The organism is Paracoccus sp. PAR01 (genome assembly GCF_014851995.1).
Classification (GTDB): Bacteria; Pseudomonadota; Alphaproteobacteria; order Rhodobacterales; family Rhodobacteraceae; genus Paracoccus; species Paracoccus litorisediminis.
On the sequence record NZ_JACVAW010000093.1, the window covers coordinates 1 to 646 of the forward strand.

A 646-nucleotide genomic window follows, 5' to 3' on the forward strand; every position below is an offset into this window, starting at 1 on the left:
CTACCTTAAGGCCACGCTCACCGCCATCGCCAACGGTCATCCGCAAAGCCGCCTCGACGACCTGCTGCCATGGAGCTTCAAGCCGTCAAGCTAAGACGACCGTGATGACCTGCGAACGCTTACGGATAAAGTCCGATAACCACAAAATATGCGCTCCCCGCAAGATTATCGAGAAACCGGCGTTTCCATTGCCGTTGGTGTCACCATGATGACGGTGCTTCTGCCGAACTGTTCGCTGCGTAGCTCTCCGGCTATACGGATGAAACTGGGCATACCTATGAACCTGAACGCATCGTTCGTGCTCGTGGTCTGATCGCATCGATCTTCGAAAGGTTGATTTGATCGGCTTCTAAATGGTTGAATCCGACAATCGTCTGACAAGGACAGGAAAATGAACTGATCGGCACCAATTCCGCTGGTTAGCAGATCCGCGCCACTTCCCCCAATCAGGGGGTCAGCCCTGGCCACTCCGCTGAGCGTGTCAATGCCGATTTCGCCGAGAAGCCGATCGGAGTTATCTGTAAGCGGTGTCCCGATCACACGGTGACTGCGTAATTCCACGGGAGCAGGTCTTGGATCTTGCTCTGTCTGTGGCCTTTGACGATGGCGGTGAGCGTGGCTGTCAGCCATGCGTGGGGATTGACGC

General features: G+C 55.4%; 2 protein-coding genes. One reads left to right on the forward strand and one right to left on the reverse strand.

What is annotated here, in order from left to right:
- Positions 1–94: transposase domain-containing protein (locus tag IB235_RS24825; RefSeq protein ID WP_192339079.1), on the forward strand; the 94-nt coding region annotated here is incomplete at its 5' end.
- Positions 95–536: 442 nt separating this feature from the next.
- On the opposite strand, the gene IB235_RS24830 is transcribed toward IB235_RS24825, so the two are convergent.
- Positions 537–646 (reverse strand): transposase domain-containing protein (locus tag IB235_RS24830; protein ID WP_192338877.1); only part of this gene is annotated, 110 nt, incomplete at its 5' end.